The organism is Algoriphagus sediminis (assembly GCF_030403435.1).
Classification (GTDB): domain Bacteria; phylum Bacteroidota; class Bacteroidia; order Cytophagales; family Cyclobacteriaceae; genus Algoriphagus; species Algoriphagus sediminis.
The window spans coordinates 134,992-157,814 of record NZ_JAUEPH010000007.1 but is presented as its reverse complement, the minus strand read 5'-3'; the positions used below and the strand labels follow the sequence as shown (position 1 = coordinate 157,814).

Sequence of the window (22,823 nt, the reverse complement as noted above, 5' to 3'; positions counted from 1 at the left end):
CCAGCTCCTTTAACTTGAAAAATCAAGAAACGATGCTCTGGGAAGACTTCATAGGGAAAAGGTTGCTTTTAGTAGCCCTTTCTCTTGGCTTGTTGACTCATGGCATAATTGTCTACTTTACTTTACCTCAGACTTACGATGCCTTCGTGCATATCTTTTTTGCTGACCATTATTCCCGCTTTTGGTTTGAGCCATGGGAATACCGCTGGTACACGGGTTTTCTCACGGTAAGTTACCCCCCTTTAGTACATCAGGTAGTAGCTTTTTTGGGCAAGCTCTTTCCTTTCAAAATAGCCTTTGCCATATTCGCAATCGTTGTTTATGAAGCGCTGATCATTGGGGTTTATCGTTTCACCAAGATGTTTTATGACAAAAGAACAGCGGGAGTAGCAGCAATTCTTGCTGTTGTATTAAGCTCTTTGGTCGAAACACTCCATGTCTACGGACAGGTACCCACCTTGACAGGCTTGGCCTTGTTGCTCAATTCCATTCCTTTCCTATACCAATATTTAAAAAGTTCAGATTCAAGATATTTGGTACTTTCTCTAGCCTTTATTGCGGTAGTGGTCAGTTCTCATCATGTTACCGCGATTTTTGGAATGGTATTTTTCATTGCTCCAACCATGCTGATGGCCTTGGTAGACTGGAAGGAGAGCTTGGCAAAAGAAAGACTTTTCGGAAAATTCATTCCTCAGCTTTTACTTGTAGCCTGGAAGAAGAAAGTCGAAATCCTACTATTCGGAATCATTGCTATAGTATTGGCAGTTGGTTTGATTTTTCCATACTGGTACTGGAGCAGAACTGATCCCATCAATCAAGTTTCCATTCCTCATGGCTCCCGCGACAATTTTCTGGAAGTGACCAGCTCGGGATTGGTTTTTTATATCATCCCTTTACTTTTGATTTTAGCCCTATTGCCCGCTATATCTTTCCTGATTACCCGACACAAAAGACATTTAGGATGGGCAGTCTCCTTTTTCCTCTGCTTGCTTTTGGGCAGCGGGGGGACCACTCCCCTTCCCAAGCTCATGCTAGGTGAGACAGCCTTCAATATTCTTACCTTGGATCGATTCGGCTTTTGGGCTTCAATAATTGCCATCCCGTACCTCAGCCATTTTCTTGTATCATTTCTAGCAGGACCAGTCCGTCATTATTGGGTAGGGAAATTTGGAGAAACTTCCCATTTCCTCCTTTCCGGATTGAGTGGCTTTTCTTATCTGCTATTTATTATTTACATCTTTCATTTGGCCAGTTTTCGCCCGCTCCAGCCCAGAGAAGTGAAAATCGAACCTATTCTCAATTTCCTAAACCGGGACGATCACATGCGTTGGAGATACTTAACCCTGGGTTTTGGAGATCAGATGGCCTGGCTTAGTGCCAATACCCTGGCTGCCACTATTGATGGAAATTACCACTCAGCTAGAAGACTTCCTGAAATGACAACCCGGGCTGTGGAACGACTGGAAAATGCCAAGTATCTTTTCGAAGAAGGAATGGCCAGCCTGACGGACTTCCTAACAGATGCAGAGAAATACCAACTGAAGTATGTATTCAGTAATGACCAATACTATGACCCTCTTCTGTTTTATACGGGCTGGAACCGGACCATCCGTTTGGAAAATGGAATCATGGTTTGGGAAAAAGGAAATATTTCTACCATACAGCCCATACAGCCCAAGGAGATTCACCCTTTCCTGAAAATGGCCTGGGGGATTCTTCCTTTCACCACAGTGGTAGTAGCTCTTTTGTTGACTTTTCTTTATCTCTTCCAATTCAAGAAATCTCAGACCGAACTGATCTCTCCTGAAAAGGTAGAGCGCTACCCCAAGCCTGTGATTTTCCTTTCCGCTTGGATGCCTTTTTTAATTTTTTCGGGCTTTTTGACCTATTTAATTTACGAAATGCTACTTGTGGATCAGCGAAAAGACCCAGAATCTACAGTCTATGCATTTTATGACAATTTAGACTTTCAGCGATTCGAGGAGGCATTTTCCTTCTTCAAACCGGGCCCAGAATATAGTCTAGACCAATATCTACTAGAAAAATCAGTCAAAGATGGTGGCCTTCTTCCCTCTTATGCCAAACTCAATCAACTGGACATTGACACCTTGGAGCTTGGCGAAGACCGAATCAAATACCAAGTCAACACCACTTGGAGGACCTCTTTGGGACCGAGGTATTTGGAAGAAGAGTTTGCTTTAGAGAAAAACGAAAACCACTGGTCGATCATTCCACCCAAGCTGGAATTAGAAATCCCTGAAAATCAAGTAATTTCCTACGATTACACCCTGTTTAAAAAAATGGGCAAAAGAGCCATTTCAGCTTTCCCAACAGTAAAAGACGACCGAATCAAAAAGCCTTTTGCAGCATTTTATCAGGCCAATCTGGTAGAAAGAGAAGGATTGACTTTTGTCACCGGAGAACTCATCAACGCCGACAACAATCCTATCACCATTGCTTTGAGAGCTGAAGTGACTTTTGAAAATGACAGTCTGGCGATCTTTTATCCTGAGCGAAAAATGCATTACAATCTGGCCCCTAAAGCCACGACATTTTTCGAAATCCCTCTGGCAAAGGATTCCTCTCAAGTCTATCCCATACAAAGCATCACCCTGAAAGCAGAAACAGATGTGACAGAGCGGGGCTATATCCGGGGAATTCGGACAGGATTTGAAATCAAGGAAGAAAACTCTGATTCTTACTTTCTTGAAATCGAAATGGAAAATCCGCTCACGACCGAGATCACGATTCCTGGGGTTCTAATAGCAGAACGGGACAGTCTGGGTAGGATCATCCATATAGCTTTGGAAACGCACCCTCGGTCCATCCGCAGTGGATTGGGCACAAGCTTCCGAGTAGAACTGGAGAAAAAGGCCTTGGAGAGTATCGTGGTAGAGGATATCCCGATTTTCCTTCAGATCAATGGGCAAGAGCGAAGCCTTATCGTAAAAAGCTGGAATTCTGCTCAAAATATCCAGCTTTTGCCTCATTCCTTTATTTCACCTGAAATCTATCTGCAATGAAAAAGACCCTATTCCTACTCTTGTTGGTTTGTTTTTTTTCCTGCCAATCCCCCGAAGTCGAGCAACCTACTTGGATCAATCCGATTCAGGAATGGAGAGAGACTGACGGGATGATGAAGTTTAGAATTCAGCCCGGTGACTGGTCAGTCCTCATTCAGACGAGTTCCCAGCCAATAGTGACCGATTATTCAATCGAAGAGGGAGAACTGAAGGTAGCCTATCCAAAATACCGCTCTTTTGTAGAAGGGCAAGCCTTCATCGTTCTGAAACTTGAGGGAAAATCGTTTGCCTTTCCGGTATTTCTCAATCCCGAACTTGGTAATGGGAAATTGGAAGACATTCGAAGCCCAAAAACCCTGAATACGGACAGCAGCCTCGTACAGCAGCAAATGCGCTATTCCTTTGGGAAAGGAGGAAACCTGATTCCTTTGGAAAATGGGGAGCTTTTTGAGGAGAGATATATTAGTCAGGGAGCGAAAGTCGGAACCTTCGCAGGAGAATCCGATACCCAACTCTCCAGTTTTTATATCACCGCCGGCACGCCCGAATCCATCCCGATGATCATTCAGTTTGATGAGATTCAAAACGAATTTACCGTGCAGGCAGGTCCTTTAGAGGACGCCTTTCAGAATCAGATTCCCAACGGAACCTTACTCACCTTTACTATTCAAACTTCAGGTAAAACCTGGATTATTGAGGAAGTGGCAAGAGAGGGTTTTGTCAGAGTTCGTTTATCGTCAGAGCGCTTTGCAGGAGCGAGTATTCACGCAAATGTGGCCCAGGTTTTTTCTGAAACTTTAACCCTCATTAGGCCATGACCCGATACATTTTTATATCCTTTTTTGTCCTGGTGGGAATCCTGCTGTTTTCTCTGGCGACTCTTCAAAAAATCCAACCAGAACCACCCTATTTTCTTCGATTTGACGAAAGGGCATTTAATCACCAGACTCAATTGAATCTGGAAGTGCAGTCCAGTGTGGAACCTACTCCAGGGCAATTGACTACTTTGGAAAAAGACCTCAAGGCGATTTGGGCCCATCTCAACTATATCTACGAAAGCAATTATCTCAAACCCGGTAAGGACAGATTTACCGAGAGGTTTTATCAAAGTCTGGCAGAAGCCTATCCCGGTCAGCTTTCCGGAAGTGTCAAAAGACAAGACCTAAGCCACCATGTGATTATTAAGAATTGGTCCAGGGATGGCTTGGCTTGTCAGCTAATCGACTCTGCTGCCGTATTTCAATACCACCTTCCCGCAGGTGACAGCATTCAAACTGAGGCCTCAATCGCCATGGCTCTGTATTTTCAAGGAGACAATTGGCGGTTGGATGCCTTAAAAATTATCAATGAAAAACCATTCAATCCATAAAGTATGAAACTAGCATTCATTACTCCATACCCTCCCAGCCAGGTGACTTTGAACGAATACGGGTACCACCTGACCCGAAGTTTTCTGGGAAAGAAAGGAATCGATAAAATTTACATTCTGACCAATCATCTCGAGGATGACGCTCAATATTCCCGCTATGCAGAAGAAGGCTTGGATATCATTCCCTGCTGGAAATTTGACAATTGGTTTACCGTACTCCACCTCCGAAAAAAGCTTAAAGAGCTGAAGCCGGATGCAGTGGTTCTCAATTTACAATTCATGACTTTCGGAGCAGGAAAAATTCCTGCAGCTTTGGGACTTTTGACTCCTTGGATGTGCAAGCTACTGGGAATCCCCTCTGTGGTTATACTTCACAATATCACAGAAACAGTCAAACTGGACACCATCGGTATGGCAGACAGCAAGTTTAAAGGACAACTTTTCCTTTGGATTGGGGAGCAACTGACCAAATTCATCCTGAAAGCAGATTTGGTCGGGGTGACAATCTCACAATATGTGACCATCCTAAAGGAGAAATACAAAGCAAAAAATGTGGTTTTGCTACCTCATGGCAACTTCGAACTCCCTGAAAGAAACTACCTCCCTGACGAACCCGAAGAGATCAATTTGATGGCTTTTGGGAAATTTGGAACCTATAAAAAGGCAGAAGTTATGATCGATGCCATGGAGATTCTTCAGAAAAAGTACCCCAACCTGAAATTCAAATCAACCGTGGCAGGCACTGACAATCCTAATGTCAAAGGCTACATCGATGGATTGAAGAAAAAGTATTCACACCTCCCCAATGTGGAGTATACCGGCTACATCCCTGAGGAAATGGTATCCAAAATCTTCTGGGACAGCACCTTTGTGATTTTCCCTTACACTACCACCACAGGCAGCTCAGGAATCCTACATCAGGCAGGAAGCTACGGCAGAGCTTGTATCCTTCCCAAAATTGATGATCTGGAGCGAGTAGTGGAAGAAGAAGGATACGGCGGAGCTTACTTTGAAACAGAAAATGCTGAAAGCTTGGCCGTTGCAGTAGCTTCTCTGATTGATAATCCGGAAGAGAGAAAGAAAATTGAAGATCAAAACTTCAAAGCTGCCAAGGGTCTTCCTATGAACGAACTGGCACAATGGTACATAAGTCATATTCAAAAGCTCTTGCCTAGAAAATCATGAACCTATCTTTGAGCAAAGGGATTGAAGCATTCCTTCAATTATTTTATCCTATTTTCAAAAAGTGGTTGGCCTATGATGTCTATGCTTACCTGGCTGTGGGAGCCCTCAATACCGCACTGAATATTCTCCTTTTTGCGGTGCTTTAAGTTTATTCTACCCAAAAGCGGACTCACTGTCGGTGATTACAATATCGCTTCCTACACCTTAGCCTTGATTATTTCATTTTTTGCCACTATTCCCACTGGTTTTTGGCTGAGCAAAAACTTTGCATTCAAAACTATAGATGCGGGCAAGAAAAAAACCGGAAAGCAGTTTTTCAAATACATTTTGGTGGTTTCGCAAGGCTTGGGAAGCGATTATCTCATTCTTAAAGGCCTAATCGTCTTCTTCAATGCCCAACCCACAGTGGCTAAAATTGTATCTACGGTAATTGTCCTGACTGTCAATTTTCTTTTGCAAAAATACTTCACTTTCAAAAAGTGATTATTCCAATTTTTGGAAAATAAGCCCCTTATTTCCTGAAAATGGAATTAGGTTGTTTTTCAAATACTTGATTATCAAATATTTAAAAAATAGGATCGTGTTTTGATCTTTTTGGCATAGATAGAAAGATCAATTATGAAAAATCACCTGGTAAAACCGTTCCTATTTGTAATTAAGTGGGTAATCTTTGTATGCATCTCACATTCGACCTTTGCCCAAGAAGTCGATAATAAGCGCTGCCCACAGATCTATAAAAGAAACAATGGTAACGGACAAAGAATTACCGAGTTTGCTGATAATATTAGTCCTGTAAGCAGCTATTTTTTGAATGCGCTTACAAAAAATTACGAAGGAACTTTCACCTTTGGTTGGGGTGCTCCTATCTTATATCCTCCAGTAGTGACCAAAAGCTGGATCACAGATACCAATGGATCCACCAGGCTGGATTGGACATTTGGAAACAATAACTCGGGAAGCCCATTCAACCCTCCAGGAGTCCCCAATTCCAATCAAGTATCCTATAATTTCCACATTAGCAATCTTCCTACTGCAGGGGTAATTACCATTGAATTTTCTGATCCCCAAGATGATTTGCCGATATGTATTTGTTCCTATCCACTGACTAATGGAACAGCTTCAGATGTAAAATTGATCGGAGAAGAAAATCTCCGAGTAAGCTCCGGAAATGACGGAGGATTGGAAAGTAAAAGTTTGGGAACTGCTGTAGTCGAGCAGATCTTTTCTAAATATCAAAATGGGAATGTAGCATTGAACTACCAACGACAGCCCAGCCTTAAAAACTATCAAATTGCCAGAACCCAAGGATTCACGCTGGATTTTTTTATCCCCAATGAAGATCAACTGGGTGAGGAATTCACCGGATACATCACCAGCCCGACTGAGCTCTTGGAGATAACCAATGCAGAGGAAGTGGTATCAGTGGATTACCTCAAGGAGGGAAACAACTTTGCCACTCTATTTGCAACCGAGACCTCAGGAGTGATATACGAGCACTCCAAGTACGTTTGTGACCGACTTAAAGGATCTGAAGTTTTGGCTATAGACAGTGTTCAAGTTGGAAATTACAAACTCATCAGAAGCTTGCTAAATCCACCTTCTGGTCTCAATGAGTATGCGGTTTCTTTTTCTGTTGGATTTAATCAAACTAGTTCAGAATTCCACCTTCAATCTGCCTGGTTGCTGGAGGACTATCAGTCTGAAGAGAAGTTTTTCAATTTTCAGTTTTGGAGTGCGGATGCAAAAGTCCTTCAGCGTATGATAGAAGCAGTAATTGCTTCATTCGAGTCTACCGGAAATATTTCCCAAACTGTTGCGAAAACTCAACCCGGTATTTTCATCAGCAAATCTGTGAGGAAATCTAGTGATCCCAGCAAGGTAGAATTGACTATTTGGAACCGAACCCATCAATCCTCTGTGCAGTTGATCTCCACGTCCAAAAGGAATGAAAGCTCAAATGTAATGCTGACAGAAACAAAAGAGGTAGCTTTAACTCCAATGGGAATTCAGAAAATCGAATGGGATGCTCAGGATTATGCAGAGACTTCTCTGGAATTACTCTCCTCGACTAAGCAGGATTACATTTATGAAAGTGATGGTCTTTGGGCTTCATTTGTTCCATCAGGCGGTCAGGTTAGGATATTTGATATTCAGAATCAAAATGAACTCCAAGCCAAAGAAGGAACCTATCCCATCTGGAGAAATGTGCAGTTTGAATCTAGCGGTTCAGATTATGCCACTGTCTACAAGACAATCAAGGGTGGGGGAGTACCTGCGGATTTGACTGGGTTCAATTACCTGAATTTTGAAGCTTCAGGAACTGGAAATCTAACCATTCGTTTAATCAAAAAATCCGTCCAAAAATTTGAAGAGCATTATTCCTATACTGTAGCTCTTAGTACAAACTCCAAAATCTACAGCTTGCCGCTTTCATCTTTTCAATCACCAAAGATAAATACTCCTGTGCAGTTGAATGACCTGGTCATTCTTTCCTTCACCGTAGAAAGCAAGGATCAACTACAAGTCCAGCTTAAATCAATCAATTTTGGCCGTGAGAAGGAATTGGTTAACACCAATCCTCTGAAAGTTCGAGCCTACCCTAACCCTTTCTCTACTCAAACTACCTTGGTGTTTGAATCAGCAACAGGAGGTCCTATGGATTTGGGTCTGTTGAGTATGGATTCCGGTAAATTGATCCAAAATCAAATCATTGAGACAAAAGCAGGATCTAATTCGACTCAATTGATCTTGAGTCCTAATGTGAAAAAAGGACTGTATATACTTAGAATCTCTTCCAATAAAGAGCTTCTTACCACTAAGTTATTAGTACGTTAGTGGTTCAACCTCCAGAAAGGAGGTTTCTGAGCAGCATAAGCAAAAAAATACTTCAAATAATCTTATCTGGCATAAACAGGTAAAAAATTGGCTCTATTGACTTTTAGAAAAGTTGACACCTCCGAAAACTGAAGTTATGACTGATGCAATAGCGACCTTACAACAATACCCTAACTTGAAATTCTGCAATCAAGTCCAAGCTGACCCCAGGAGATTATTTGCTATGGAGGTCATCAATATTTTGATTCTTGATTTTGTAAGATAAACCTTACTTGCACGTTTCTGATTGGCTGGCATAGAATCTTTCCTCATTGACATACAGCTCTTCATCTTTTAATTCTAATTGAATTGTCAATGGGTTCAGGCCCTCTTTGGAAAAGGTCAGGTTCAAGATAGCCTTTGAGTTATTACTTTCCACAGACCAGGAACCTGTCATGTTTCCTTTGTACTCCGGATTAAATTCTTTCATGATCCCTTTTTTCTTGACCTTTGCATTGAAAGAACCGTCCTCACAAAGATTTACCCTTGTCATTTGTCTGCCTCCCCTGAAATCATTGTAAACCATTAACATTTTGTTCGATAGAAATTCTTTCCAGTCAAAATCCAAATAGGGATCGATTTCTTTAGGTTCTTGAAAAGAACCATTGCTCAAAAGTTCCTCTGCTACTTTCGAGACTTCGGAATAATTTTCTTCTCCTGCCACTGCTAAAACAGTAATACAGGTACCCCTATCACCGCAACGAACCATGGCAAATGCTCTTTTTTTCGCAGGTATATAGTTACCAACTACTTTCACCTCCGAGGCTAAAGAATTATCAAAAATTTGAGGGTCTTCAGCCTGAAGCCTGAGATTTTCTGTCACGTCTACCCCTGCTTTCCATTCTTCAGCTAGCTGTTCCAGATCTACCGTTGGTCTCGCAAAAACAAAGATTTCTCCAAATTGACCAGTGGATAAGTTCAATAGAAAGACTTCAGTTTCTCTTGGTAAAGTACCCACCCAGTTTTCAGGAATCTCCGAGGTAAATCCAAATTTAGGGGAATACAATGTCTCGCCTCCATAGTACATAATTCCGGGTTCCACCCTTTTTGACTTTTGAGCAATACTTGAAAAGGAAATGGAAAATACTGAGGCGAAAAAGAGTAAAAAGAGATACTTATTCATAGGAGTCGATATTGAAAATATTTTCGTAGCATTTCAAATTTAATCATTTCTCCGGTCTGGCTTGTTACTGATTTTTTTTGATTTAGAGAAGATCACAACAATTCTATCAGCTATCAAACAACCCATGAATTCCTACCTCATATCCTCATTTCGAACATATTTCGACTGATTCTTTACTAATCAGCACCACCGCTCAGACTTAGTTGCGAAAAAAAATGTAAATAAAACTTGACTTTTGTAAAGTCTTATTTACATTTGTCAAGTGAACTTTACATAAACACAATGGAGACAATGAAATTAGAACGACAAAAAAGAGTGAGAAAGCTTGCCCTCTGGACATGGACCTGGGTAGCTACTTTAGCCATCGCCACATTCGGACCTGTATTTATCTGGGACGACCATATGTTCCTCACAGTATTTGCCATTTTGGTCAATCTGGCCAACGGTGTCATGATGATCCTGGCCAATCGAGATTTATTCAATCACTTCGATGAATTGGAGCGTAAACTACATCTGGAAGCCATGGCTATCACCCTTGGATTGACAGTGGTGGTTGGGCTGACTTATTCACTGCTAGATCAAAGAGATTTAATCCCAATGGATGCTGAGATTGGCCTTCTGGTAGGTTTTATAGGGATTTGCTACATGACCGCACTTTTCATCAATATGCGCAGGTACAAATGAAAAATCGGGTAAGAGACTTAAGAGTGGAAAAAGGACTCACTCAGGAACAATTGGCCGAATTCATAGGGGTTTCACGACAGACAGTAAATGCCATCGAGAAACAAAAATTCGACCCCAGTTTGCCAACAGCCTTCAAAATGTCCCAGCTTTTTGAAAGGACAATAGAAGAGATATTTATCTACGAATAAACCAGCCAGAAAAAAAGAAAAAGGAATTATTAGCCGTGACCGGTGCAGGGTTTGGCCTTGCAGTCGGTAGCACCATAGGATCTATCACAGGGCTCCCTGAACTTTGGATCGGCCTTGGAATCTGCCTTGGTGCCCTCGCCGGAATTCTCTACGACTTCATAAATTCTAAAAGAAGCAGCGAGAATTAAATTTCAGAAAACTAAACCAACAAGGGGCGAAAGCCCCTTTTTTTATTCCCAATTCACTGCATTGATCAGCATCTCGATAAATGGTTCCTGCTCCCAAACTTCGGCATGATGCCCCATGGAGGTATAAAAAGTTTTGCCTTCCCCTATCCTCTTTGACCAGGCCACCGGATGATCCTCACCCATACCCCAATTTTTATCTTTCATCCAAAGCAAATTTCCATCTGGAATGATCTCATCACCATTTATGGTATAAAGAATGTCAAATCCTTTTACCCTTGGGTTTTCAAAGAAAATATACCATTCATCGGTATGCTCCCAGTTATTTTCCAGGCCTTCGGCCAAAGCTGCTTCTGCTCCTTCATCAAGTTTAACCTCGGCTTCCTGGAGCTGGGGATTTAAAGGGTGATGAGAAAACTTTGCGCCAAGCAAACTCTGCTCGTACCAATCCCAATGATGGGAATCATCTCCCGCACCGTGGATTCCAATGAGCTTTCCTCCACTTTCAACATACTCCTTAAGAATAATTCTTTGTTCATCGGTCAAAACCCTTCCAGTCGAATTATTGAAAATCACTGCATCAAATCGGCCAAGCTGCTCCACATTAAAAATTCCAGCAGATTCAGTTTGATATAAAAACCAACCCTCTTTAGTGGCCAATTCCTCAAATTTTGCAATTCCAGCCAAGATAGATTCCTCATGCCTGAAGCCGGTGGTCTTTGAAAAAAGTAAGACATTCCTCCCCTCGGATGGAATGGTGAGTTCTGGGGGATCAGTTTCATAACTGACCGGAAAACCATTTTTCACTTTATAAACGAAAAGACCAAGGGCCCCTCCCAGCAACACCATTAAAATTAGCAGAGAAATTCCGGCAATCTTGAAGAATTTTTTCATGGGGCTAAAATATGCTTCACAAATAAACTTTCAATCCTCTTCCAGCCATTTTCGACTTTCGTCTTCCTGAGCAAAAGAATAAACTCTCACTTTCATCGATGGTACTAACTTTCCCAAAACACTGATGAAGGTCTTCAAAGCACCAAGGTCAGAAACCAGAGCATATTTTTTCGCTCTACCTATCCAACCTAGATCAGCTTGAATGGCCAGTAAAATCGCATTTAATGATTGGTAGCCTGAAAAATTAGGAACCACTGCTAGAATGCTAAAATTCCCTTCCCTCGGTAGAGTCTTCTGAATGCTTAAAAGTTCTATAAGAGCTCCCTCTTCTACCTTCCCATCGATGGTGTACTGGATTATTCCTTTCTCCCTAAAAAACTCAACTTTCATATTTAAAAACACTTTGGAATTTAGGTAAATATCGAAAGCCAGAGTTCTGATTAATCTTCAAGCTCGTACCATTCGATATTTTCCAGATTTGCTCTTCTGCCAATCTTTTTCGGAGGATAATTGGTCACCAAGTAATCCACGATAACTTTTTCATTTTCACCCAAGTCCCATAAATTCTGCGTTTCCTGCATCCAACGAATGGTTTCTATCCACCTTTCTTCATTCATTCTATTTGCGATAACCAGGCTGGAAGAATGGCAACCAGTACAGTTTTGAATAGTGGCTACCATCCCCGGGGCATCAATAAAACCTGTTTCTACATGAATTCCATCCACCACTTCCTCAGATTCTACCTCTGCCAGAAACTCATTTTTCTCATCTGAATCAGCATTGAAGAACCCTGAAAACCTACTGAAGCTGGGATCAAATATGGCATAGCCCAAAACACCTAAAAAAAGTAACAACACAACAAAAATGCTTAGGATCAATCCATTGATCAGGTCAAGTTGATTTGAAAATTCTTTTTTGGGTGAGCTTTTCATTTAGCTGACTTTTACTGCAATTCGGTGACAAGCATTATTTAGGTAGCCTTTAGGGTTCCATCCCGGCACCAACATAGGCTGAGAAACTCCATCGGAATCTGTAGCCTTCGCCCAGACTTCATAATACCCTTCTTGCGGAAACTCCACTTCCGCTGAGAAGCGTTGCCAAGCAAGCCGATTGGGTGCCTTTTTCAAATCACATTCTTTCCAAGTGGATCCAAAATCGATAGAATACTCCATTTTAATTACACTGTTCTCGCCAGCCCAGGTGTGACCTCTAATAGACAGTTTTTTATCTGAAATCATTGCTCCTGTTTTGGGATAAGTAATTAGAGATTTTACCGGCATAGATTCTATGATACACATATTTTCATCTGCCACGGATTCGCCCGGTGCTACCGGACTGCAAGGAACTCGATAGGAAGTGCCGCCCATTTTCTCTCCATCGTGAACTATGTTTCGAACGCTGATTCTTTCCAGCCACTTTCCGGAAGCAGATGCAGGCCAGCCGCCTGCTACAAGCCGTAGCGGATAACCATGAACCAAGGGAATATCCTGATCATTCATCTGATAGGCAATTAAGGTTTCCTCCATCATAGCCTTAGAAATGGGAACTCCTCTGGAAATGGCTTCCTTGGTAGGGTCACCACTCAAATGAGAATCTGCAGCATGATATCCTATATAAACTGCATCTGATTTTATTCCCACATCCTCTAAAATATCCTTTAGCCTCACTCCTGTCCACTTTGCGCAGTAAACCGCCCCTAGAGACCACTGATTCCCTTTCGGTGGTGGATCAAATTCTGACCGTCCATTCCCACCACATTCTAAAGTAAGCTGATATGAATGGGAAGTAAATCTGGTTTTCAGTTCAGAAAGAGTATAAGTCTTGGGTGAAATCACGGACTCACCATCTATGCTTAAGGTCCAGTTTTCTACATCAACTTCATTCGGAATGAGCCCATTATTTCTTACAAATATGTATTCATTTGGAGTGATGTCATCATCCAGTTGATGAGGTCGAGCTTCCATGTTGTAAGGTCGATCATTCAGTAAAATCATATCCTTATCCTTGCTGAAAAGCTCAAAAGGATCCTGCTTAGAAAGGCCCAGTGGCAGGAGACCTTTGGGTAATCGACTTCCAAAAACAATATCCATACCCAGGGCCGAGGCCATGGAAGCAAGCACCGTTTTGCTGATGAATTTTCTTCGATTCATGATTTTGATTCGATTAAACAGAATTTTAACCAGGCAGAAATTAATAAATGTTTCCTAATCTCCTTAATCTAATTGTATTCATTGTAAAGGAAAGGCTCAGCTTTCCCACTTCCCGAAAAATCTTTACTTTTTGAACTATGAAAAAGCTTCTTCTCTTTTCCTTCCCACTTCTTTTGCTTTGGTCCTGCGGGCCAAAGCCAGAAAAATCACAAAATCAAAAACCCAATATTCTCTTCATATTCACTGATGATCAAAGAGCAGATGCACTTGGAGTTGCTGGAAACCCAAACCTCAAAACGCCCAATATAGACGCACTTGCCAGGTCAGGAACCAGGTTCACCAATGCCTATGTCATGGGAGGGAATCATGGTGCAATTTGCGCTGCGAGCCGGGCCATGCTGATGTCAGGAAAAGGTTTATTTAAAGTTTTGGATAAGCTGGATGGGGAATTTACCATGCCTATGCACTTCGCTGAAGCTGGCTACAGCACCTTTGGGACAGGAAAATGGCACAACGAAAAATCAGCTTTTGAGAAAAGTTTCCAGCATGCTGAAAATGTATATCTCGGTGGGATGGCCAATCATTATTCCATCTCCCTGAGGGATATGACCGAGGGTGATACGCTCTCAGCTCCTGAAGAAAAAGGATATTCAACCGATTTATTCGCGGATGCAGCCAAGAACTTCATTAACACTCATGTGCAGTCTGGAAATGAAAATCCATTTTTTGCCTATGTGTCCTTTACTGTTCCCCACGACCCCTATTCTCCAAGAGAAGATTTTATTGACAGATATTCTCCAGAGGAAATTACGCTGCCAGAAAACTTTCTCCCTCTACACCCATTCCAATTTGATCAGCTCAACATTCGGGATGAAAACCTGTTGGCCTGGCCCCGAGACCCTGAGAAGGTTAAGATGGCCCTTGCTGATTATTATGCCTTAATCACCCACCTTGATCAAAAAGTAGGTGAGCTAATCCAACTCCTCAAGGATCAAGGTTTATATGATAACACCATTATAGTTTATGCAGCAGACAACGGACTGGCCATTGGTTCACATGGGCTTTTAGGGAAGCAAAATATGTATGAACATTCGACTAAAGTTCCGATGATTTTTTCAGGTCCCGGAATACCAAAGGATACAGAAAATCAATCCTTCACCTATCTCTTTGATATTTTCCCCACTCTGGCAGAATTGGCAGGATTAGAGCAGCCTCAGGATATCGATGGAAAAAGTCTTACCAGCACCATGAATAATCCCGAGCAGAATCCCAGAGCTCATATATTCACGGCTTACAGACATACCGTTAGAGCCATTCGGGATGAGGAATGGAAACTCATCCGATATCCGGAGCGGGATTTTACCCAGCTTTTTCATTTAAAAGAGGATCCATTTGAGCAAAATAATCTGGCTGAACAACCTGAGTATTCCAATCGAATACAGGAATTAAAGGAGATCATGCAGAATGAGCAGATGGTAGCTGGTGACACGGTAGCATGGACAGCTGAGACCATCCTTCCGCTGCAATACGACCACACAAAAATTGAAAGAAAAATAGATCGCTGGCAGCCAGAATACACTCGCCAAAAGTACTTTTACGATATAGAGGAAAAGTAAATCGGGCTGTCCACTTCTTTAATATTTATGTTCTTTTTCGGACATGTCTTGGAAGATAAAACCTCTAAAAAAGCCTGAGGATAGGATTTTCCGATTTGGAATAAGATTTGAAGATTTCTGAGCAAATATTACTTTATGCTGACATTTCTCGTTTGGTTGATTCTGTTTATCATTTGCTGGCCCATTGCTCTTTTGGCCCTGATTCTTTATCCCATCGTTTGGTTACTCCTCTTGCCTTTCCGGCTTTTAGGATTTGCGATCGAGCTTTCATTTGACTTGGTTCGGAATATTTTTATGCTCCCTTTCCGGGCAGTCAGTCGTGTATAGTTTGAATAAAAAAAACTAATCTGCATTTTGAATGGAGATATCTAATTTCTCCTATGCAGGTTCGCTTTGTAGTCTTTCTTCTTTTATTTTTCTTCATTGGCCTTACGGCCAAAGCTCAAGAAACCATCGTTTATAAGGGCGGCCAGGAAGGTCATGCTATTTACCGAATTCCGGCTATTATTTCTCTTCCAAATCAAGATTTACTGGCTTTCGCCGAAGGCAGAGTGAATGGAACGGATGATTTTGGAGATATCAATCTCGTGATGAAACGGAGCGCGGATGGAGGAGAAACCTGGTCAGAAATCCAAACGCTGGTGGATTACGATTCTCTTCAGGCAGGTAACCCAGCTCCCGTCGTGGATCTTTTTGATAGTCAGTACCCAGAAGGTGTAATCTATCTATTCTATAATACCGGAAATAATCATGAATATGAGGTTCGAACCGGAAATGGAATCCGGGAGGTCTGGATGATAAAGTCTCTTGATTTAGGAAAAACATGGGAAAAACCTGTCAACATCACAACCCAGACTCACAGACCCAATCAACCAGAGTTTAATCCCAACTATAAATTCAAAGAAGATTGGAGACATTATGCAAATACACCCGGGCATGCCTTTCAATTTAAAGAAGGTAAGTTCAGGGGTAGAATTTTCGTTGCTGCCAACCACTCCAAAGGTGGTCCCGAACAAGACTGGTCGGATTATCAGGCACATGGTTTTTACACGGATGATCATGGTGAAAGCTTTCATTTATCTGAATCCATCAGTATCCCCGGCTCTAATGAATCCATTGCGGCTGAGCTTCCTGATAACCGTATGATTATGAGCATCCGAAACCAAAAGGGAGATATTCGCCAGAGGATTATTGCATTCTCGGAAGATGGAGGAAAAAGCTGGTCTGAAGAGTATTTTGATGAGAATCTAACTGATCCCGTGTGTCAGAGCTCTATATTATCTTTTCGGGATAGAGAGGGGAAAACCATTCTCATACACTCGAATAATGATCACCCCACGCAAAGGAACAATCTGACCATAAAATTCAGTAAGGACCTGGGCAGAACTTGGAAAGAGAATATCCTGGTTGAATCAAAGAAAAATCTGGAAAGTGGGTCTTGGACCGGCTACAGCGACTTGGTTTTTTTCGGACAGAGTAAACTCGGTATTCTCTATGAAAGGGATAATTATGGAGAGATCATTTTCAAATCGTATTGAGAATAAATAAAATAGTCAGAAACTGATTTTTGTCATTGGGCAGGGAAAAGAATAGCCATACGTTTCGGAATAAAATCACCCAAAATGCGCTACCCCACCTATTTCGGAAGAGTCTCACTCTTCATTATTTATTTCTGGTTTGGAATTCTAAAAGTAATCGGAATCTCACCTGCAGAAAGTTTGGTCCAAAATCTCTTTGCTGAGACCTTTGGGTCGGTTATTAATTTTCAAATCTTTTGCCTTGGCTTTGGGCTTTTTGAATGCCTCTTAGGCTTGATTTGGTTGTTCCCAAAATTCACAAAGGCGGCGTTCTACATTTTATTAGCACATATGGGAATGACCTTTTTACCCACTCTGCTTCTTCCTGAAGCTACCTGGCAAACCTGGCTCACTCCCACTCTCGTCGGCCAATATATCATCAAGAATTTTGCCTTGATTTCTGTGGGATGGTTTATCTGGAAAGCAGAAGGGGATGAAGCGAAACCGTTCTCCACTAAAAAAATTACTGAGCAGCCTAATATAGAAAAAGTACTTATTAAAAAAGTTAGCTAAATCCTCCGGGATATATTCTCTATTTTGGATTCATCCACGAAACGATGAACCATGAATCAAGATTCTTTCCTTTCTGAAAAGGGAAAAAAAGCAGCTGAAAATTCGGCTCGGGTAGACATTGAAGTTTATTTCGAAGCAATGGATAATCTCTATCATCCGGTTGATAATCCAGATGGAGCCTTGCCAATGAATGTGGCCGAAAATCAGCTTTGCTGGAAGCAGCTCAAAGAAAAAATACAGGAGATTACAAAAACCAAAGAAATTCCAGATTGGGTGGCGGGTTACGGTGATCCAGCTGGTGTTGAGGATTTCAGAAAAGCCATTGCGGATTTTTTAGGAGAGCGTATTATAAAAAGCCCCATTGATGCGGATAGCCTGGCAATTTCTGGTGGAGCGACTGGGGTGATAGAAATGACCTCATTTCTTTTAGCAAATCCGGGAGATACCGCGGTAATTCCAGCTCCAAGCTACCCTGTGTACACAGCTGATATTGGCGTGGTTCCGGATGTCAAAAGATTTGATCTTCAGACGCATCATGAGTTGGATGAACTGAAAAATGGAATTCCGATTTCAATTGATCAACTGGATAAAGCAAAGTTGGAAATTGAAGATTCAGGCAGTCATTTTAAAATCTTGATCCTGACTTCTCCTGACAATCCTACAGGAATGATTTATTCGGAAAGTCAGCTCAGAGAGATTACAGATTGGTGTATTCAAAATCAGGTCCATTTAATCGTGAATGAAATCTACGGCATGAGTAGAATTCAAATCGATCAGGATGAGCTGAAGCATGATTATCCCAATCCCATTTCATTTTACTCTTTTGGGAAAATCATGAAGGAATATCAGAGCCCACTTCTTCATTATTGGTATTCCTTTTCGAAAGACTTCGGAATTTCTGGATTTAGGATTGGGGTGCTTCATTCCCTTAATGAAAACTTAATTAATGCCTACAGAAATGCAGGACTTAGTCACTCCATCTCGAATCACACCCAGTGGTTTCTTACTGAAATTCTGGAGGACAAGGAGTTTCTTGATGAGTTTTTCGCGAATCAATCACAAGCTCTGAACCAAGCATATCGAACGGTAAGAAATTCCTTAAATGAAGTTGGGATAAAGTTCAATCCTTCCTATGGTTCGCTTTTCGTATGGATGGATTTATCACACCTTTTACCAGAGCAAAATCAGGAAGGTGAAACCAAACTTTGGAGAGAAATATACGATTCCACCAATATTTTGATCACTCCTGCAGATGGTTTTGGGCATTCCAAAAGAGGGCTTTTCCGACTAGTGATTACAAGTCTTAATCCTGATGAACTCGACGTAGCCATGGAGAGATTGAAAGGTTTTGTGAAATCAAAAGCAGATTAATATGAAAGCTAAACTCCTACTAGTTGCCCTATTAATTTCTGTGCAGGCCGGCTTTGCTCAGAACTACCAAAAAATACTTCAAGATGAGCTGTCTGATGAAATGCCCGGAATTCTATTCTCAATTAAATCCGGAGATGGAAAAACACAGTGGTCTGGCGCTGCAGGAGTCACCTCTATTGAAGAAGGTTCCGAACTAATGCCAGAGAATACATTTCGTATGGCCAGCGTAACCAAAACTTATGTGGCTGCCGCAATTCTCAGGCTAATGGAAAAAGGAATTTTGAATCTTGACGATCCCATTTCTCCCCATATCAGCGAAGAGCACCAGGCAATTTTATCACAAGACTATGAGGTGGATAAAATTACTATTCGACAGACATTAAGGCATTCGGCTGGTTTTTTTGACCATACCAATGCTCCAGACTTTTTCCCAAGAGTTTTGGAAAACCCAGATTACGAATGGACAAGAACGGAGCAATTTCAGCTGTGCGTGGATCAGGGAGAGCCAATCGGTCCTCCCGGTGAGCAATTCAGATATTCTGATACCGGATATCTTATTCTCGGTGAGATCATCGAAAGATATACCGGGAAAGATTTAGATGGTGGTATTAAGGAACTACTTAAACTGGAATCCTTTGGCCTGGAAAGGACAGATTTTGAAAGGAAAGACCCCAAAACTGATGAATTGAGAATTCATCAATATTTTCAAGGAATAGACACTTACGGCTTCAGCCCAACCATAGATTACTACGGAGGAGGTGGTTTACTTTCTACCACGGAAGAACTCGTCTTATTTTTCGAAGCTCTTTTTACAGATCAAATCTTCGAAAAGCCCGAAACCCTAGAAATCATGCTTGAGCCTGTGACTTATTCTTCGCGGGCAGGGATGGATTACCAAATGGGTATGTATAGGATCCAGATCAATGACATGCTGGCTTATACCCATACTGGATTTTGGGGCACCCAGGTTGTTTACATGCCACAACTGGACCTTTACATGTCGGCTAATTATTCTTCTATTTGGAAAGGATCCGGAATTGCTCCTGTTTTTTCCAAGATTTTGCGTGAGTTCTAGGAAGTATCCAATTATCAAACCAAATGGGATGCAAAATTTATCTCTTGCTTTTTTCGTGCTTTTGCCTTGATGCAAAAGCACCAAAAGATCAAGTCCCGGCAAAGCTTCCTCCCGCTTGGCCATCCATTGGCCCGCTGCCGTGACCACCTTCCCGCAGAAATCAATCGCTTCTAATAATCAGAGGATTATTAATGGAACGATTTTTTAATCTAAAGCCTCCTCAATCTCCTTTCTTCTATCCTTAATCCTTTGAACTCTTTCAGGAGTCATACCCCAGACTTTTCCTTCCTCAGCATCTTCCAGGAAGGTTTCGATATACCGTTGGCTCAATTCCGGACTATCCTTATATTTTTCCCTCAAGGCATCTAGTCGCTTATGAAGGTCGGCCCGAACCTCTGCATATGCAGGATCATCGTAGACATTTTTTAGCTCTAAGGGATCATTGATTCGATCGATAAGCTCCCATTCATCCTCTACAAAATAGTAGTGAATCAATTTATACTCCTTCGTGATAATGGCATAGTGCCTGTTTACCATATGTTCTGCAGGATACTCGTAGTAATGGTAATAGACCTCTTCCCTGTCCCAGGCTTCTTCATTGCCGGTTAGCAGTGGCACCATGCTTTCTCCTTGCATATTTTCTGGCTGTGGAATTCCTGCCGCATCCAGAAATGTCTGCGCAAAATCAAGGTTTTGCACCAATGCATCTGAGGTGGTTCCGGGCTGAGTTTTCCCAGGCCAGGCCACTAAAAGAGGAGTCTTGAAGGATTCATCATACACAAATCGCTTGTCATACCAACCATGTTCTCCAAGATAAAAACCCTGATCTGAGGTATACACAATGATGGTATTTTCCATCATATCATTTTCTTCAAGGTAGTCCAAAAGGCGACCCACATTTTCATCTACCGCCTTGATTGTACCCAAATAGTCCTGCATGTATCTTTGATACTTCCAGCTTGCAATCTGCTCCTCAGTCATATGCGGATACGTCCCAATTAGCTCCTTTTCCACCTCAGAATAAGCACTATCATAATTGGCCCGCTGCTCAGGTGTAAATCTGTTCCAGATTCTCTCATATCTAGGTTGGTCATATCCTATAGTCGGTAGACCAAGCTCCTCCATTACGGCTGGGGAAATTTTATGATCTCCAGCCCAACTCATGTGCTCATTGATATTCATTTCAGCTTCTGCTGCTGCGGAAGTTCTTCCCGAGTAATCGTCAAAAAGCGTTTCTGGCTCAGGAAAAGATTTGTGGGTGAATTCCTCCAAATGCCGCTCAGCCATAAGCCAGGCACGATGGGGAGCTTTATGTAAGTAGAAAAGCAAAAAGGGATCCTCTTCCACCCGGTCATTCTCTAACCAGTTCAGAGTCATGTCCGTAATGATATCGGTTACATAACCTTCCACTTGAATCTCCCCTTCATTTTTCGTGATAAAGTCGGGATTATAATAAGAGCCCTGACCGGGCAAAATTTTGAACTCATCAAATCCTTTTGGATTGTTCCCAAAGTGCAGCTTTCCAAACATGGCTGTCTGATAACCCGCATCCTGAAAAAGCTGAGGGAAAGTCACGTTGGTTGTATCGAACGGGAAGTGATTATCAATTTTCCCATTCAAATGGGAATGCATTCCTGTGAGAATTGTGGCCCTGGAGGGTGCACAAATGGAGTTTGTCACCGAAGCATTGGTAAAAAGCATACCCATCTCGGCGATTCGATCAATATTCGGAGTTTCTATGAGCTTATCATCATAAGCTGAAATGGCCTGATAGGCATGATCATCCGACATGATGAAGATGATATTGGGTCTCTCCTGATTCTGTGCTTCCTGAAGAGGTGTACAAGCCATAAAGAATAGGGATAAAGCTCCCAGACCTAAAACGGATTTATAATTGAAGATTCTATTCATGTCTTATTCGTTTCTGATTTTTCCATAAGTCGGACCAATCCGTCTCAAGAAAATTAGGTCCTGTAGTCATCTCGGAATGGACAATACCCGGATAACCCGTGTTCCATTCCATTATTTGAATTTTATTTTCCTCATCCAGTATTAAGTCCCAGGCAAGAATTTCCATGGTCCCCTCCTGATCGTGTAACTCTTCACATCGTTTGACCATTCGATCAAAATCCGGAATCTGGTTACTTTCCCATAATATTCCGGAATCAGGATGTTCAGTTAAAAGCTCCCAATTACTATCTATAGAGTATTTTACCAAATAACCTTCTGCAGTTACTCCCACAACCAGCCGTGAGGTAGCGGTAATTCTATCTACACCGTCCCTTCCAAACCTCATGAAAGCCGCCATTTTTTTTGCTGGTTTTCCATAAGGTTTCACTGTTGTAATTCGGAGTGTGGCTACACTCTCCATTGTAAATCGACTAAACCAAGCATGTTGTCTAATCGGTAATTGAACCACAAAGTCTGTCAATTCATGCTCCCTGAGTTTACTAAATTCCTCAGCATTCAAGCGGAAAAATCCAACGCCCCTCATAGACCCATTTAATTTCACTATTACTTCGGTTGCACTTGAAAAAAAGTAATCTTTAATCTGATTTTTTGCCATCGGAATCCCTTCCACCGTAGTCCATGAACCTCTTACAAAATAGCCTAAATCAGGCATTTCGTCGCTCCTCAAAATCCGTTTTGCTAGCTGCCTTAGATCACTTATTGTCCTATGAAATCCATTAGTTCTTGGTAACACATACCGCTCAAAATAATTATCCGGAATCCAACCCTCCTTAAATTCTCCCTGAAAAACAGCATAAGCTTTTAAATAAGGTGCTTGTTTTATGGAGCCTAGCTTTTCTTTTGCATAGCTCTCGATTAATCTTTCAGTTTGGGTAGATAAGCGGTGTCTGGGAAGAGTTTTTAATATGGAGAATATGGCTTTTTCAGCCACAGCCAGGTGCTCCAAACCTTTCTTTTGATAATACCGGTCTTCAGAAAACTTTTTGACCTGAGATTTAAAACTTGAAAAAATTGAACCCATAAAT

General features: G+C 41.8%; 22 protein-coding genes. 15 read left to right on the top strand and 7 right to left on the bottom strand.

The genetic code is table 11. The features are described from left to right. Window positions 1–14 precede the first annotated feature (14 nt). From QVH07_RS15820 to QVH07_RS15790, 7 genes are all read left to right on the top strand, one after another. Window positions 15–3,023: a glycosyltransferase family protein gene (locus QVH07_RS15820; RefSeq protein WP_290002282.1), complete on the top strand. Its 3,009-nt coding sequence runs from the start codon at window positions 15–17 to the stop codon at window positions 3,021–3,023. Continuing rightward, a complete protein-coding gene (locus tag QVH07_RS15815) occupies window positions 3,020–3,841 on the top strand; it encodes a hypothetical protein (protein WP_290002281.1) in 822 nt (273 codons plus the stop codon). The genes QVH07_RS15820 and QVH07_RS15815 overlap by 4 nt, the downstream gene beginning before the upstream one ends. Continuing rightward, window positions 3,838–4,392 carry a hypothetical protein gene (locus tag QVH07_RS15810; RefSeq protein ID WP_290002279.1) on the top strand — a complete coding sequence of 185 codons (555 nt, stop codon included), beginning with the start codon at window positions 3,838–3,840 and terminating at the stop codon, window positions 4,390–4,392. The genes QVH07_RS15815 and QVH07_RS15810 overlap by 4 nt, the downstream gene beginning before the upstream one ends. Window positions 4,393–4,395: 3 nt before the next feature. Beyond that, window positions 4,396–5,577, top strand: a complete 1,182-nt coding sequence (locus QVH07_RS15805; protein WP_290002277.1) for a glycosyltransferase — start codon at window positions 4,396–4,398, stop codon at window positions 5,575–5,577. Next, the gene (locus tag QVH07_RS15800; RefSeq protein WP_290002275.1) at window positions 5,574–5,723 is read left to right on the top strand and encodes a hypothetical protein; all 150 of its coding nucleotides are present in this window, start codon (window positions 5,574–5,576) and stop codon (window positions 5,721–5,723) included. The genes QVH07_RS15805 and QVH07_RS15800 overlap by 4 nt, the downstream gene beginning before the upstream one ends. Continuing rightward, entirely contained in the window at window positions 5,710–6,060 is a 351-nt protein-coding gene (locus QVH07_RS15795) for a GtrA family protein (RefSeq protein ID WP_290002273.1), read from the top strand. Before QVH07_RS15800 ends, QVH07_RS15795 begins: the two co-directional genes overlap by 14 nt. A gap of 135 nt (window positions 6,061–6,195) precedes the next feature. Then, a complete protein-coding gene (locus QVH07_RS15790; protein ID WP_290002272.1) occupies window positions 6,196–8,412 on the top strand; it encodes a T9SS type A sorting domain-containing protein in 2,217 nt (738 codons plus the stop codon). A 268-nt stretch (window positions 8,413–8,680) separates the two neighbouring features. Here the strand turns inward: QVH07_RS15790 and QVH07_RS15785 are convergent, their stop codons facing one another. Next, on the bottom strand, window positions 8,681–9,574 hold the full coding sequence (locus QVH07_RS15785) for a hypothetical protein (RefSeq protein WP_290002271.1): 894 nt from the start codon (window positions 9,572–9,574) through the stop codon (window positions 8,681–8,683). 291 nt (window positions 9,575–9,865) lie between these two features. Between QVH07_RS15785 and QVH07_RS15780 the strand changes: the two genes are divergently transcribed. Continuing rightward, window positions 9,866–10,258 carry a hypothetical protein gene (locus QVH07_RS15780; RefSeq protein ID WP_290002270.1) on the top strand — a complete coding sequence of 131 codons (393 nt, stop codon included), beginning with the start codon at window positions 9,866–9,868 and terminating at the stop codon, window positions 10,256–10,258. Next, entirely contained in the window at window positions 10,255–10,446 is a 192-nt protein-coding gene (locus QVH07_RS15775; protein WP_290002269.1) for a helix-turn-helix transcriptional regulator, read from the top strand. Before QVH07_RS15780 ends, QVH07_RS15775 begins: the two co-directional genes overlap by 4 nt. 230 nt (window positions 10,447–10,676) lie before the next feature. On the opposite strand, the gene QVH07_RS15770 is transcribed toward QVH07_RS15775, so the two are convergent. The 4 genes from QVH07_RS15770 to QVH07_RS15755 are packed head-to-tail and all read right to left on the bottom strand — an operon-like array spanning window position 10,677 to window position 13,675. Beyond that, a complete protein-coding gene (locus QVH07_RS15770; RefSeq protein WP_290002268.1) occupies window positions 10,677–11,525 on the bottom strand; it encodes a ThuA domain-containing protein in 849 nt (282 codons plus the stop codon). Window positions 11,526–11,555: 30 nt separating this feature from the next. Then, window positions 11,556–11,915 carry a SpoIIAA family protein gene (locus QVH07_RS15765; protein ID WP_290002267.1) on the bottom strand — a complete coding sequence of 120 codons (360 nt, stop codon included), beginning with the start codon at window positions 11,913–11,915 and terminating at the stop codon, window positions 11,556–11,558. Window positions 11,916–11,965: 50 nt separating this feature from the next. Next, entirely contained in the window at window positions 11,966–12,457 is a 492-nt protein-coding gene (locus tag QVH07_RS15760) for a cytochrome C (RefSeq protein ID WP_290002266.1), read from the bottom strand. After that, on the bottom strand, window positions 12,458–13,675 hold the full coding sequence (locus QVH07_RS15755) for a sulfite oxidase (RefSeq protein WP_290002265.1): 1,218 nt from the start codon (window positions 13,673–13,675) through the stop codon (window positions 12,458–12,460). It lies immediately after the preceding gene. Between the two features lie 137 nt (window positions 13,676–13,812). Between QVH07_RS15755 and QVH07_RS15750 the strand changes: the two genes are divergently transcribed. From QVH07_RS15750 to QVH07_RS15725, 6 genes are all read left to right on the top strand, one after another. Next, on the top strand, window positions 13,813–15,291 hold the full coding sequence (locus tag QVH07_RS15750) for a sulfatase family protein (RefSeq protein ID WP_290002264.1): 1,479 nt from the start codon (window positions 13,813–13,815) through the stop codon (window positions 15,289–15,291). Window positions 15,292–15,426: 135 nt separating this feature from the next. Then, entirely contained in the window at window positions 15,427–15,618 is a 192-nt protein-coding gene (locus tag QVH07_RS15745) for a hypothetical protein (protein WP_290002263.1), read from the top strand. A gap of 53 nt (window positions 15,619–15,671) precedes the next feature. Next, a complete protein-coding gene (locus tag QVH07_RS15740; protein WP_290002262.1) occupies window positions 15,672–16,829 on the top strand; it encodes a sialidase family protein in 1,158 nt (385 codons plus the stop codon). An 84-nt stretch (window positions 16,830–16,913) separates the two neighbouring features. Then, on the top strand, window positions 16,914–17,381 hold the full coding sequence (locus tag QVH07_RS15735) for a hypothetical protein (RefSeq protein WP_290002261.1): 468 nt from the start codon (window positions 16,914–16,916) through the stop codon (window positions 17,379–17,381). Window positions 17,382–17,432: 51 nt separating this feature from the next. Then, on the top strand, window positions 17,433–18,752 hold the full coding sequence (locus QVH07_RS15730; protein WP_290002258.1) for an aminotransferase class I/II-fold pyridoxal phosphate-dependent enzyme: 1,320 nt from the start codon (window positions 17,433–17,435) through the stop codon (window positions 18,750–18,752). A 1-nt stretch (window position 18,753) separates the two neighbouring features. Beyond that, window positions 18,754–19,827: a serine hydrolase domain-containing protein gene (locus QVH07_RS15725; RefSeq protein WP_290002256.1), complete on the top strand. Its 1,074-nt coding sequence runs from the start codon at window positions 18,754–18,756 to the stop codon at window positions 19,825–19,827. 204 nt (window positions 19,828–20,031) lie between these two features. On the opposite strand, the gene QVH07_RS15720 is transcribed toward QVH07_RS15725, so the two are convergent. Further along, entirely contained in the window at window positions 20,032–21,678 is a 1,647-nt protein-coding gene (locus QVH07_RS15720; protein WP_290002372.1) for a sulfatase family protein, read from the bottom strand. Window positions 21,679–21,730: 52 nt separating this feature from the next. Further along, window positions 21,731–22,819 (bottom strand): sugar-transfer associated ATP-grasp domain-containing protein, encoded by a 1,089-nt coding sequence (locus QVH07_RS15715; protein ID WP_290002253.1) that lies wholly within the window; start codon window positions 22,817–22,819, stop codon window positions 21,731–21,733. Window positions 22,820–22,823: the final 4 nt, after the last annotated feature.